Here is a 14093-nt window from a genome sequence, read left to right as displayed (position 1 = left end):
GATTCGAGGTGTATACAATGACAACAATCGTCATCATTGGAGGCGGTGTGACAGGGATGTCGACCGCTTATTATTTGAACCAATACACGCGCGGCGCGCAATCGCCCGTCAGACTTGTCGTCGTGGAGGGAAGCCGAGAACTCGGCGGCAAGATCAGAACCACTCGGCAAGGCGAATACATTATGGAGTCGGGAGCGGATTCCGTCGTCTCCCGCAAGACGAATATGGATCCGCTGCTCGAAGAGCTTAGCTTGCAGGAGGAGCTCGTCTACAATGCGACCGGCAAATCGTATATCCATGTCGACGGCGAATTGAAACTCATCCCGAAGGACAGTCTGTTCGGCATTCCGATGACAATCGAATCGCTCGTCAGCAGCACGTTAGTATCCACCGAAGGCAAAGTGGAAGCGCTGAAAGACTTTTATACGCCGAATACGAGCTTCACTAAACAGGATTCGATCGGACGTTTCCTGGAGGCGTTTCTTGGCAAGGAATTGGTCGAGAAACAAATCGCGCCTGTTCTGTCCGGTGTTTATTCCGGCGACTTGATGGAGTTAACGATTGCATCGACGCTCCCGTACTTGCTGGATTATAAGAATGAGCACGGCAGCATTATGAAAGGGCTGGAGGCGAACCGAAGCATCTTGCAGAAGGGCGGCGACCGGAAGTTTTATTCGTTCGAGAACGGACTGTCCACGCTGATCGACCGGATGGAGGAGCGGCTTGCCGGGGAAGTGGAGTTTCGGAAAGGAGTGCGCGCCGAGCGGATTGACCGAATGGACGATCGCTATGGCGTCATCCTGGCGAATGGCGAAACAATCGAAGCCGACCATATCGTCCTCGGCACGCTCCATACCGCAGCTCAATCGCTGCTTGGCGCAGAGCAGCTGAATGCCGATTTTGCAGAGCTTCGCAACAGTTCGCTCATTAGCGTCTACATCGGGTTCGATGTGCCGGATGGCCGTCTGCCGGCAGACGGCACCGGTTTTATTACGGCTGACAGCAGCAAGCTTGTGTGCAATGCCTGCACATGGACAAGCCGCAAGTGGGAGCATACGTCGGCTTCCAGCCGGCTGCTCGTCCGGTTATTTTATAAAAGCTCGAAGCCTGCTTACGAGAAGCTGTCCCGCATGACCGATGCGGAACTGCTGACGGTTGCGGTTCAAGACGTGAAGGATGCGATGGGCATCGACGCGGCGCCGATCTATTACGATGTGACGAAATGGAACGATACGATGCCGAACTACCACATTCGCCATCCACAGATTGTCGCATCGTTGGAGAGCAAGATGGAACAGTTGTTCCCGAACGTACTGCTCGCGGGCTGCTCGTATTACGGCGTCGGCATTCCAGATTGCGTGGCGAATGGAGAACGGACGGCCCGCCGGATCGCGGATCGAATAACGCTCGCCTAGCAGCATATTACGTAATAAGAAGCTAACAGTTGTCCAACACGGCGGAAAGTCGTTATAATATACGTATATAGATTAATTTAGAAAGTAGGCGCATCATGGGTCGTAAGTGGAACAATATTAAAGAGAAGAAAGCTTCGAAAGACGCTAACACAAGTAAAGTTTACGCTAAATTCGGTCTCGAGATTTACGTAGCCGCGAAGAAGGGCGAGCCGAATCCGGAATCGAACAGCGCTTTGAAATTCGTACTTGAGCGTGCCAAAACGTATAACGTTCCGAAGGCCATTATCGACCGTGCGATCGAGAAAGCGAAAGGCAGCTCCGATGAGAACTACGAGGAGCTTCGTTATGAGGGCTTCGGTCCCGGCGGTTCGATGATTATCGTCGACGCGCTTACGAATAATGTTAACCGTACGGCGCCGAACGTTCGCTCCGCATTCAACAAGAGCGGCGGCAACATGGGCGTCAGCGGATCGGTATCTTATATGTTCGATCCAACGGCTGTTTTCGGCGTTGAAGGCAAGTCGCTTGACGAAATCATGGAAGTAATGCTGGAAGCCGACGTAGACGTACGCGACATCGAGGAAGAAGATGAGACGATTATGATCTACGCTGCGCCGGATCAATTCAACGCGGTTCAGCAAGCGTTGAAGGATGCAGGCGTAACCGAGTTTGTCGTTGCAGAGATTACGATGCTTGCGCAAAACTATGTCTCCTTGCCGGACGATGCTGCGGCAGCTTCGTTCGAGAAGCTGATCGACGCTCTTGAGGATCTCGAGGATGTTCAGCAAGTGTACCACAACGTAGAATTGGAGTAGGCTGCAGACGGCTGCTGTACATACAGCAGCCGTTTTTCTATAGGTATAGAGGAATCGGTAGTTCGAACACGAACTTATATTGAAGCTGAATAAAGACATAAGAACGCCTTGCACCTAGAGTTTCGAAGTGCAAGGCGTTTATTTGTCGGCAGGTATTCGTTCGAGAAAAGGTGTGAACGTTATGGGAGACGAGAAATTAGTTTCAGAACAGCCATCGAAGTCGGAACCGAATTATTCTTCCTATGCGAATCAATCCAACGTTAGTGATAGCGGTTCGTCTAGTTCGGACGGGGCTGGAACGAACTACAGCTCTTATACACCGGAGCCCGCGTCAAGCCAATCCCCATATTCAAGCTTGCAAAGCTCTATGTTTGCCGGTCCTCCAACGGCGGAAGAGCTGCGCAGGCAGCAACAGAACCTAGGCAATAAGAAGGTTACGGATTCCCTGAAGCAGCAAATGGAAAGCAACAAAACATACAACCCCGGAAAACCGGAAGACCTGATTGAGCAGTATAAGTCGATAGGGAATCTCGACGAAGAAGCGTTAGGTGCCGCACTGCTCGATATGGTGAAGAAAGGAAAATTCGATTTTGTGCAGCAGACGCTTGATGCTCTCGATTCAACCGATCGGGACGATGTGTCGGTGGCTCTTATTACCAGCTGCCCGGATGATTTGTTGGAACAGATTGTACAAGAAGAGCCGGGACGGCGGCTGCTTGACCGGTTGTACGACGAGCTGACCGATGGTCATTTGGGCGATGACGAGAAGGAGCAGTCAGAACGGATTATGACGGCGAAAGCGCAGCTTGTTAGTCCAGATGAAATAGGGAGAGACGACTTGAAAGTGTTTCCGCTCATGCTGCCGGGGTTCACGAAATCCGCTACCATCGATAGAGCGGAGCGCCGGGAGGGCGGAAAAATATATATAAGATTAACGATTGATGCTTTGGGTAACAGCGATTATCAATCCGAAAGAAAGACGCTTCCTACCGCGGTATTTGTAGACGGGATCGAGCTCCCGGAGAATGAAATGATCGGCGTGCGGATGTATGATGAAGGGAAAGCGTCGCCCGTCGTTTATAAACCGGCCTTATTTCTGGTAAGACTTCACAATGAGACGAACACGAGGGTCGCAGAGAAGATGACGGAGGCTTTCGGTCTCGGCTTAACGTTAGGGGCCGGCGAAGGGGTAGTGCTCGGCGCAGAAGCGACATGGGGAGCAAGAGCGTTGTTGTGGGCGGACCGTATCGCAACGGTGGCAGGTACTCTTTCATCGCTTATCCAAGAAAACCGCGGGTTTATTATCGACGAGTTAGGCGATGATGGACGCAAATTTCTTGAGGTCAACGATCGCATAAACTCGATTATCGCGATATATGGCATTACCCGAGGGTCGGTTGGGGTTCTGAAAACATTGGGCGGCACGCTCAAATCGCTCAGTTCCAAAATGGTGACTCTTGCAGAAGAGGGACAATTGGTAGAAAGACAGCTCGACAAGATTAGACGAATTAAAGACGAAGCGGCCATACTCGCGCAAAGGTTCGAAGAGGCTTATAAGGAAGCGAAGCAAGCTGGCGCGAAGTTGGTCAATGAGGCAACGGAAGCAGCTGATAACGCGATCCAGAAAGCGGCGGATGCTTTATTCCCGCCTCAAGGCATGACCGAACATGGCTATATGCCCATTCCGGATTCGCCGGCGCCGAAGTCCGGTGTACTGGAAAAGCGCGGTATGAAAGGAAGTTCGGCCAAAGGGACTGTAGGGGGTTCAGGTAAAGGATCCGGCAAAGGTACAGGCAAAGGATCCGGTAAAGGATCAGGAGGGGGATCAGGTAAAGACGGCCCTCCGCTTGGATATGGCAGCCCGGGCCGGCCGAAGATGGACCCCGAGAGGTTCGAAGAGTCGATTCGAGGCGCACTCAAGAAAGATGGCGGGCTTGGGCAAATCGAGAACGTTGAAGGCCGCACGCTGCCGCAGATGAATACGGCACCAGGACAATTCAACAACTCGGGCAACGGAATCGATATTTTCGGTGTAGACCCAAATACAGGCAAGCTATGGATCATCGAGGTTTCGGTCGCGGAGACGAAAGAGCTCAAGAATGTGAAGTATGCAGGCTCGGATCAAATGACGGCATCATGGCGGAGCGAAGCTGCCAAGAAGTTTCTTGCGGAACGCAAGGACGCTGTTTCAACGATTCGGAAGCTGTTCGGATGGGCCGACGATATGGAGGATGATATCGTGAAAGCCAGGTTCCTAGAGGAAGTAGAAGATTGTGAATATGCATTCGTTGTGCCGGAGGGTTCTAGCGTAAGGCCAACAAGAGCGAAAGGATTCAAGGCGCGGGACGTATACGAGTACCGGTATTTAAATGAAGACATGAGTCCATTATATGAATAAATATGAGGAATAAGAAATAATTATAAATCAAATTCCTCGAAAGTATGGCGATTCACCGCAAAATATGCGAATATAAGATCAGCTAATTATCGCGTTTGTTATTGCGCAATTCGTACTCGAGGATGTGATCACGTGCTAAAACAATCGATTTTAAATAAACAGATGGGTATCATCACATACGGTATGACGCCTCCGAAGGAAACGCATACGCCGGAGAAAATAACCGAAATATCACAGAAGCAAATCGAACGGTTGAAAGGTTTGGACATCGATGCATTGATTCTGTACGACGTACAGGAGGAATCCGACCGGATCGATACGGAGCGTCCATTCCCTTACATGAAATCGCTTGACCCAGAGACATACAGCAAAGAGTATCTTCATGAACTCGATATACCGAAGATCATCTACCGTTGTGTGGGCAAATATTCGGAAGCAGAATTGAAGAGATGGCTGAATAAGAATACGATCGATCAGCGCTATTCCGTCTTCGTTGGCGCTTCTTCCAGTCAACAAGAGGTTCAACTTTCGCTCAACGACGCGTATCGGATCAGCAAGCAGCATAGCAGTAATTTGACTTTCGGCGGCGTCATTATTCCAGAACGGCATATGAAGAAGAATGACGAGCATCTGCGCGTTGTTGAGAAAATGAAGCAGGGATGCGACTTCTTCGTTTCTCAAGCGACGTACAATGTAGAAGCTTCGAAAAACTTCCTGTCCGATTACTATCATTATTGCCAGCAGGAAGAGCTGGAGATGGTGCCGATTCTGTTCAACATTGCGCCTTGCGGCTCGACGAAAACATTGGAATTTATGAAGTGGCTCGGCATCAGCATTCCGAAGTGGCTCGAGAACGAGTTGAAATATTCATCGGACGTGTTGGACAAGTCTATCCAGCTCACGCACAAAATATTTGAAGAGCTGTTGGAATTCGGTCTGGAGAAAGGCATTCCGGTCGGCTGCAGCATCGAAAGCGTCTCGACGCGCAAAGTGGAGATCGAGGCTTCGATTCAAATGGTGAAGGACATTAAGTCGACATTGGACAAGAAGCGGCTGCTGGGCGCTGTACGATAAGCTTGACGGGTTCATTGCGGCCATGTAGAATGGTGGAAATTCATATAGTTCAATAGCGATGATCAAGGCCAATAGGCTTGGGCAACCGCCGTACAGAGAAGAAACCCGAAGGCTGCAAGGTTTCTCGCACCGGTCCGAGCTTTACCTACCTTGTGAGCTGCGGAGAAACTTTGCTCTTCTTCCGCCGGCGTTAGCCGTTATTCGTTCGAGACGCCTTCATCTGTCCTCGCGGACAGGCATAAGGCCATAACTAGGGTGGTACCACGGCACATTCGTCCCTGACGAATGTGTCTTTTTGTGTTTATAAGCGATTATTATTCAATCGACTAAGGAGAGTGTCAATCATGCGGCAATCCCAATTAGCTTCTTCCACGTTAAGAGAAAGTCCGGCTGATGCTGAAGTTGCGAGCCACCAGCTTATGCTGCGTGCCGGTTATATCCGGCAGTTGGCGGCAGGCATTTATACGTACTTGCCGCTCGGGCGGCGCGTACTGCGTAAGATTGAGCAGATCGTACGAGAAGAAATGGATGCGGCTGATGCGCAAGAAGTTCTAATGCCAACCTTGCAGCCGGCGGAATTATGGAAGGAGTCCGGCCGCTATGGCGTTTACGGTCCTGAGCTTATGCGTCTGCAAGACCGTCATGAACGGGAATTTGCGCTTGGGCCGACCCATGAGGAAGTCATTACGACGCTTGTCCGCGGCGAGATCAGCTCGTACCGGAAGCTGCCGGTGACGCTGTATCAGATTCAAACGAAATTCCGTGATGAGCGCCGTCCACGCTTCGGCCTGCTTCGCGGCAGGGAGTTTCTGATGAAGGATGCCTATTCATTCGATGCCGATTGGGAAGGGCTTGACCGCAGCTATAAGCGGATGTATGACGCTTATCACCGGATTTTTCAACGCTGCGGATTGGCTTTTCGCGCGGTTGAAGCCGATGCGGGAGCCATCGGCGGAGAAGGCGGAACGCATGAATTTATGGCGCTGGCCGAAATCGGCGAAGATACGATTGCGGCATGCGATTGCTGCCAATATGCGGCAAATTTAGAGAAGGCGGAGTCATCGGAGAAGATCGAAGAGCATGGAGCCGACACAGCCTCTTCTACAGAAGCTTCGATTGAGAAAGTATATACGCCTGACGTCCGGACGATCGAGCAACTCGTGCAGTCGCTCTGTGTGCCGGCAACTGACATTATGAAGACAGTCGTCTTCATGGCGGACGAGCAGGCGGTAGCGGTCGTCGTTAGAGGTGACCATGAGATTAATGAAATTAAAGTAAAAAATGCGCTTGGCGCAGAGAATATTGCGATTGCAGACAGCGAGACGGTTGCCCGCTTAACAGGCGTTCCGGTCGGCTTTGTCGGACCGTACGGCTTATCGCTGCCGGTGCTGATTGACCGTGAAGTCGCCCGCATGGCTGCCGGCATCGCCGGCGCCAATGAAGCCGATCACCACTACCGTCATTTGAACCCGCAGCGTGATCTTGACCTGACGCGAGTGGGCGATTACCGGAATGCGGCAGAAGGAGACGGCTGCCCGCGTTGCAGCGAAGGCAAGCTGAAGTTTTTCCGCGGCATTGAAGTGGGGCATGTGTTCAAGCTTGGCACCAAATACAGCGAGAAGCTGAACGCCTCGTACTTGGACGCATCTGGCCGCAGCCAGACGATGATTATGGGGTGTTACGGCATTGGTGTATCGCGCATTATGTCGGCAATTCTCGAGCAGCATCACGATGGCAACGGCATCATCTGGCCGGCTTCGATCGCGCCTTATCAAGCGCACCTTGTTCTAGTTTCAACGAAGGACGAAGTCCAGCAGCAAACGGCAGAGGAGCTATACAGCGGTCTGCGCAGCCGCGGCATCGAGGTGTTATTCGACGACCGCGACGAGCGTCCGGGCGTAAAGTTCAAGGACGCGGATTTGATCGGCATTCCGGTGAGAATCGTCGTCGGCAAGGACGCGGAAGCCGGGAAAGTGGAGTGGGTGGAACGCCGCAGCGGCAATAAGGAGACGATCGCGATCGAGGAGGCAGTCGCTCGGTTTTCTGCCCTTCGCAATGACCTTTCTGCTGGAGTGTAGCGTTGTGAATTATTCGGAGGAAATGAAGCACTGCGATTCAAATAAATAGCAAGATTATTCACTATCATTAAGTATAGTAGGTAAACTCGGTATAACATAATGAACAACTTTTCACGTCTTCACTTAAGGTGCAAACTATTCTAGAATGAAAAGCGTGTTCACGGTTACAATACACACGTTATCCGACTAGGGAGGATTTGGGATATGAAATATCGTAAATTGGGCGGTACAGGTTTGAAAGTCAGCGAGATCAGTCTCGGAAGCTGGATGACATACGGGGGCTACGTCGAACGCGAGCATGCGGTTAACTCGATTAAGACGGCGTATGAGCTTGGCATTAACTTCTTCGATACGGCGAACATGTACGAGCGTGGAGCAGCGGAGGAGCTGATGGGCGAAGCGCTTAAAGCGTATCCGCGTGAATCGTACGTGCTTGCGACGAAGGTGTTCTGGCCAATGGGCGATGGACCGAACGACCGCGGGTTGTCCCGCAAGCATGTCATGGAGCAAGCACACGCGAGCTTGAAGCGGCTCGGACATGATTACGTCGATATTTACTACTGCCACCGCCATGACCCCGAGACGCCGGTCTACGAGACGCTTCGCGCGATCGATGATCTCGTACGTCAAGGCAAAGTGCTCTATGTCGGCGTTAGTGAATGGCAAGCGTCCCAAATGGCGGAGGCGCTCGGTGTAGCGGACCGTTATTTGCTTGACCGGATCGTCGTCAACCAGCCGATTTATAATATGTTCGAGCGATATATCGAGAAAGAAGTTATTCCGTTCAGTGAACGTTCCGGCATTGGACAAGTCGTATTCTCGCCGTTGGCGCAAGGCCTACTGACAGGTAAATATACATCTGCCGCGAACCTCCCGTCCGATAGTCGGGCTGCGAAGATCGATTGGGTGCGCAACGGTGTTACGGATGAGAAAATCGCCAAAGTCCGCCAGCTTGAAACCATTGCGGCGGAGCTCGGCATTACCGTTGGCAACTTGGCGCTTGCATGGATTTTGCGTCAGCCGAACATCGCGAGCGCTCTCGTAGGCGCAAGCCGTCCGGAGCAGGTGACGGAGAATGCCAAAGCTTCCGGCATCGAGCTTAGCGAAGATGTATTGACGCGCATTGAATCGATTTTGGCTTAATCGGACGATATCGAAAGAACCTATGGTTTATTGAATAAACAAAGTGTAGACTTCATAGCCGGAGGAACGGTATACTTGATATCGTTCAGAAGTTTGCTTGGATTCCGTTCGGGCAAGAAGTCGAGAAATCACACATCATGAGACACGTTGAGAGAGGAGATTTCGATGATGGCCGATAAGAAGAAGAAGGTAGTCGTAACCGGCGGCAGCGGGATGCTTGGACGCTGGATCGTCAAACATTTTGTCGAGCATGGTTACGAGGTTCTGAACGTCGATACGCGCCAACCGGATGAGCATCTGTGTCCGACGCTGATCGTTGACCTCGAGGATTTGGGACAGACGTACGGCGCGCTTGCTGGAGCAGACGCGGTTGTACATATGGCGGCCATTCCTAGAGCGGGCATGGTTCCGCCTGAAGTAACGTTCCGCAACAACGTTATGGCAACCTATAACGTGCTGGAAGCCGCATCCGGCCTTGGGATTAAGAAAGCCGTTATCGCATCCAGCGAATCGTCGTACGGTATTTGCTTCGCGGTTCATCCTTTCGGTCCGCAGTACGTGCCGATGGACGAAGCGCATCCGCAGTTGCCACAGGACAGCTACGGCTTGTCCAAAGTGGTGAACGAGGCGACAGCAGACATGTTCCACCGCAGAACGGGCATTCAAGTCGTATCGCTCCGCCTTGGCAACGTCATTCCGCCGGAATGGTACGCACAATTTCCTTCGTGGATCAACAATCCCGAAGAACGTGAGCGCATTCTGTGGAGTTACATCGATACGCGCGACGCAGCGGAAGCTTGCCGTCTAGCGATCGAGACCGACGGACTTGGCTCCGTAGCGTTGAACCTCGGTTCGGACGAGACGAGCATGGCTGTTCCTAGCCGCGAGCTGATGGCTGCGCGTTATCCGGAAGTGACTGACTTCCGCGCGCCGCTCGAAGGACATGAAGCTCTCTTGAACAGCGAGAAGGCGATGAAGCTTTTGGGCTGGAAGCCGAAGTACCAATGGCGCGAGCAGCTCGGTAAGTAAATTATATAAGGTAAGAGGTTGCCCCGATCTCATGAAAGTTCGATAGGGGACAACCTCTTTTTGCTTCAATTCATCAGAGAAGAAGGTGCCTTACTTGAGTTATGTATTGCTCCTGCTGGCGACGTTGGCATGGAGCTTCGTAGGTGTTCTAGTCAAAACAGCGTCGACCATGGTCGACAGCTCGATTATCTCGTTCTGCCGGTTTTTCTTCGGAGTCGTCTGCCTAATCGCATATTTATGGTATCGGGACGGCAAGCTTCAGCTTCGCTTCGGGATGAAATGGATCTGGCTTGGCGCATTCGGCAAAGCAGCCAACTACGTATTCGAGAATATCGCTTTGAAGATCGGCTATTCTTACGGCAATATTCTCGTTCAACCGGTTCAAACCGTTGTGCTGCTGTTCGCGGCGGGTTGGCTGTTCAAGGAACGTGTTACGGCACGCGGCTGGATCGCGGCTCTGTTCTGTGTCGCCGGCGTCATCGTCGTCGGATGGAACGGAACGCCTCTCGACAAGCTGGCGGAAGGAAGCGGGTTGACGACGCTGTTGTTCACGCTGGCCGGTATCGGCGCTGCGATTCACGTTCTCAGCCAGCGGATGCTGCTGAAGTCGATGGACAACGGCAACATGAACTTATCGGTCTTCCTGGTTAGTACCTTAATCGTGTCGGTGCCTGTACCGATTCAATCGCATGGCTTTACCGGTCCGGTTACGGCAGGGGCATGGGGAGCACTCGTGCTGCTTGGCGTCATTACGGGCTTAAGTTTCTTCTGGTTCGCCGAAGCCATCAAGCGCGTTCCATTCATGGTTGTCGCGATTGTGGGCAACAGCACCGTTTTGTTCGCTATTCTGTGGTCGTATTTATTTTTCCATGATCCCATTACGGTCTACATTATAGGCGGCACGTTCATCTTCGTCGCCGGCTTCCTCATTCTGAACTTGCCTGCGCGCAAGAAAGAGAAGCAGGATTCAGCGGATGAACCAGTACATGAGCTGACATGATGCAAGGCGAGAGGGGAGAAGGTCGTATATGGCAATCTGTCTCCACTATGAGTTAGTTGAGCAGGTTGGTGAGAAGGCCATCTATCGGTTCGGAAATTGTCTTCAGCCGTTGGATGGGCTGTTCGAGGTTGACTTGGCGAGGCTCATTAGCGGGGAAATTCCATCGGAAACGCCAATGAGTGACGTGGTGAGACGGTTGAACGATCTTCTGCCCCAACAGCTTGCGAACCGCGTGTTCGGCAAAATATACCGTTATTATGAAGAGCATAAGACATATTTGTCCCACCGGACGGCTGAATTATCAGCCGTTCTTTTTTGTTATTATTTCACTGCAAGCGGTAGGGATTGAGTTAGAATCTTGAAATACGGGTGAATATTAAATGGTGTCATTTTCAGTGTTTGATGCTGTTGATAGGGATCATTGCTATGTTCCAAGGATATGGGATGAACAAACAGAAACTGCAAGACTTCTACTAATTTAAGGGACTCCATGTCCCGATGGTTGACACACTAGAAGTCATCATGTATAAATAAGAATTTAATAGGAGGCAACTCAGATGTTGAAATTATTCGAGTATAACTGGCAAGTTCGGCAAGACTGGCTCGCTTGGTGCCAAGACGTTTCCGTAGAAGAACTACTCAAGAAGCGAACGGGCGGGACTGGAGGCATTTTGCACACGTTGTTTCATATTGCGGATGTGGAATTCAGTTGGATATCTGCTCTACAAGGGAAGCCAGAGTTCACGGAGCCGTTCGAATCCTATGCCAGCCTGCAGCAAGTGACGGATTTATCCGCCAGGTTTCACGAGGAAGTTCGTCCTTTTGTCATGTCGTGGACTAATGAAATGGAATTGAAAGTGTTATCTGAATTAGCACCTACGGGGGAGCCCGTAAACTTCAAATACGGAGAAATCATGCGGCATGTCATCGCCCATGAAATCCATCATATCGGCCAGTTGTCTGTATGGTCGAGGGAAGTGGGCAAAGTCCCAGTGACAGCTAATTTCATTCGTCGGGGATTGTTTTAACCGAATGAACCCGTGGATTCAACTCCCTCGGTACAATAACGGCAGACCTCATTTAGTAATCTCCGCCGCCGTTCAACTAAAGGGCAGAAGAGTTGAATTGAAGCTACGTATAGGATCAGTTAGAAGTATTGCAAAAAACAGGGGACAGACTGCCTTATTGGCAGCTGCCCCCTTTACCTTTTACTCATTCCAGATCTAACGGTGGCTTATCGACGTTCCTTGCGCTCCGTTCGAAACAGCTTCCCATGTTTCCCAAGTGGCTAAACGATCAGCATAGACTCCGCGCACCAAAGGCAAGACCCCTGCGCCGACCGCAAACCGCAGAGGCGGGTCCTCGGCGTCTATGATTTGAAGAATCGCTTCGGCCGTCGCACTCGGATCGCCTCGTTCTTCTGTCGATAAACGAACGGACACCCGATTCCGAAGTTCAGCGTAAACTTCCATTCCCTGTGATGTCTTCATGGACAGGGGGCTTCCAAAGTCAGTTGCAAAGGCGCCCAGCTCGAGCAACGTGACCTTAATGCCGAAGCTGTTAACCTCTTGAGCGAGGCTGTCGTGCAATGCTTCGACTGCCCATTTGGACGCGCAATAGAAGCCGATGAGCGGGGCCGCAACAATCCCCATGGCACTTGAGACGCCGAGAATGTGCCCGCTGCCCTGAAGTCGAAGCAGAGGCAGGGCAGCTTGGATGACACGAAGCGTACCAAAGTAATTGGTGTCAAATAGTTCGCGGATGTCGGATTCGTCAGCCTCCTCAGTCGTGCCAACCAGTGTGTAACCGGCATTGTTTAGGACGACGTCCAACCTGCCGAAATGCGCATGAGCCTGCTGAACGACATGCTCGACCTGCTGGGAATCCGTTACATCGAGCGCTAGAGGGAGAACCGCGTCTCCGAAACGTTCCTTAAGTTCGGCGATGCTTTCCGGTGTTCGAGCGGTCGCGGCAACCTTATCCCCGCGAGAGAGTGCGGCCTCCGCCCAAATGCGCCCTAATCCGCGAGAGGCTCCTGTAATGAACCAGACTTTGTTTTCCATCGTATTCTCCTCCAATAAAGTTCCTGTGTGTAGTATTTTTAAAGCTTCTGTTTACTCATTCGTTCTTCTATAATGTTACGGCTTAGCAGCTTGATGCGGAATTTCAAATAAGTTAGCATGGTATTAACTTATGGTTGATGCAAAAGGAGGAGTCTGCCTGAATGATGGAGCAACTGAAGACGTTTGTTCAAGTGGTGGAGTCCGGAAGCTTTTCTAAGGCAGCCGAAAAGCTGTTTATTTCTTCAACCGCAGTGATGAAACAAATGAATTTGTTGGAAAAGCAAGCCGGAGTCCCACTTTTTAACCGTACCAACCACGGTGTCAGCCTCACAAAGGCAGGAACAGCTTTTATCAAAGATGCGAAATATATGCTGCAGTATTTTCAAGAATCTCTTATCCGCATGCATCACTCTGCAAAGGCTAATCGGCATATTGTTCGGGTGGGTACTTCGATGCTTAATCCCTGTAAGGTTTTGATTGATTTGTGGAATGGAATTAGCGACCTATACCCTCAATTCGGAATAAACATCGTTCATTTCGAAGATGACGCACATACACTCCCAACCACTTACCGCATGATTGGCCAATCGCTCGATATCATTGCGGGGCCATTTCTTACAGATAACTTCAAGGATTACTACCGTGTGCTCGAACTGGGGAGTTACCGCGTTTGCTTTGCTGTATCTCGGCAACATAGGCTGGCTTCAAGAAAAACACTTTCTGTCAAAGATTTGTATGGGGAAAGATTGGCTGTAGTGAACGGTGGGAATAGTGCCGTCATTCATGACATACGTGATTTCCTGAAAATGAAACATCCTCAAATACAAATTAAGGATGTTCCGCGTCTCTATGATCTTGATGTGTTTAATCGCTGCGAGGAAAGTAATACGGTTATGTTAACATTGGAGGCGTGGGCAGATATTCATCCATCCTTGGTGACGATCCCTAGTGATTTAGATTTCGAAGTTCCATATGGTTTGATATATCCATTACATCCATCCAAGGAAGTTGTTCAATTCTTAGAACTCATAAAAGAAATGCAAGGTAATGTTTTACCAGGCACAAAGTAAGTTCAACT

General features: G+C 50.9%; 12 protein-coding genes. 11 read left to right on the top strand and 1 reads right to left on the bottom strand.

Features of this window, described 5'->3' with window-relative positions; translation table 11 throughout:
• Positions 1–17: 17 nt before the first annotated feature.
• The 10 genes from hemG (at position 18) to PKO01S_RS05790 (ending at position 11980) form a co-directional block, all read left to right on the top strand.
• Positions 18–1415 (top strand): protoporphyrinogen oxidase, encoded by a 1398-nt coding sequence (hemG, locus tag PKO01S_RS05835; RefSeq protein WP_127530378.1) that lies wholly within the window; start codon positions 18–20, stop codon positions 1413–1415.
• A gap of 95 nt (positions 1416–1510) precedes the next feature.
• Entirely contained in the window at positions 1511–2230 is a 720-nt protein-coding gene (locus tag PKO01S_RS05830) for a YebC/PmpR family DNA-binding transcriptional regulator (protein WP_127530377.1), read from the top strand.
• 181 nt (positions 2231–2411) lie between these two features.
• Positions 2412–4628: a hypothetical protein gene (locus PKO01S_RS05825; RefSeq protein ID WP_127530376.1), complete on the top strand. Its 2217-nt coding sequence runs from the start codon at positions 2412–2414 to the stop codon at positions 4626–4628.
• A gap of 132 nt (positions 4629–4760) precedes the next feature.
• Positions 4761–5702, top strand: a complete 942-nt coding sequence (locus tag PKO01S_RS05820) for a methylenetetrahydrofolate reductase (protein WP_127530375.1) — start codon at positions 4761–4763, stop codon at positions 5700–5702.
• A 344-nt stretch (positions 5703–6046) separates the two neighbouring features.
• Positions 6047–7780 carry a proline--tRNA ligase gene (locus PKO01S_RS05815; protein ID WP_127530374.1) on the top strand — a complete coding sequence of 578 codons (1734 nt, stop codon included), beginning with the start codon at positions 6047–6049 and terminating at the stop codon, positions 7778–7780.
• Between the two features lie 204 nt (positions 7781–7984).
• Entirely contained in the window at positions 7985–8923 is a 939-nt protein-coding gene (locus PKO01S_RS05810; RefSeq protein ID WP_127530373.1) for an aldo/keto reductase family protein, read from the top strand.
• Positions 8924–9088: 165 nt separating this feature from the next.
• On the top strand, positions 9089–9952 hold the full coding sequence (locus PKO01S_RS05805; protein WP_246070452.1) for an NAD-dependent epimerase/dehydratase family protein: 864 nt from the start codon (positions 9089–9091) through the stop codon (positions 9950–9952).
• A gap of 94 nt (positions 9953–10046) precedes the next feature.
• Positions 10047–10952: a DMT family transporter gene (locus PKO01S_RS05800; RefSeq protein ID WP_127530372.1), complete on the top strand. Its 906-nt coding sequence runs from the start codon at positions 10047–10049 to the stop codon at positions 10950–10952.
• Between the two features lie 28 nt (positions 10953–10980).
• Positions 10981–11301, top strand: a complete 321-nt coding sequence (locus tag PKO01S_RS05795; RefSeq protein WP_246070451.1) for a hypothetical protein — start codon at positions 10981–10983, stop codon at positions 11299–11301.
• Between the two features lie 208 nt (positions 11302–11509).
• Positions 11510–11980: a DinB family protein gene (locus tag PKO01S_RS05790; protein ID WP_127530371.1), complete on the top strand. Its 471-nt coding sequence runs from the start codon at positions 11510–11512 to the stop codon at positions 11978–11980.
• A 195-nt stretch (positions 11981–12175) separates the two neighbouring features.
• Here PKO01S_RS05790 and PKO01S_RS05785 read toward each other — a convergent pair whose 3' ends face one another.
• A complete protein-coding gene (locus tag PKO01S_RS05785; RefSeq protein WP_127530370.1) occupies positions 12176–13015 on the bottom strand; it encodes an SDR family NAD(P)-dependent oxidoreductase in 840 nt (279 codons plus the stop codon).
• 161 nt (positions 13016–13176) lie between these two features.
• Here PKO01S_RS05785 and PKO01S_RS05780 point away from each other — a divergent pair, with 161 nt between their 5' ends.
• Positions 13177–14085 carry a LysR family transcriptional regulator gene (locus PKO01S_RS05780; RefSeq protein WP_127530369.1) on the top strand — a complete coding sequence of 303 codons (909 nt, stop codon included), beginning with the start codon at positions 13177–13179 and terminating at the stop codon, positions 14083–14085.
• Positions 14086–14093 lie beyond the last annotated feature (8 nt).

The sequence above is a fragment of the Paenibacillus kobensis NBRC 15729 genome, assembly GCF_004000825.1.
In the GTDB taxonomy this organism is placed as follows: Bacteria; Bacillota; Bacilli; order Paenibacillales; family Paenibacillaceae; genus Paenibacillus_T; species Paenibacillus_T kobensis.
Note: the sequence above shows the minus strand (reverse complement) of the source record. Positions and strands in the feature narration are given on the sequence as shown.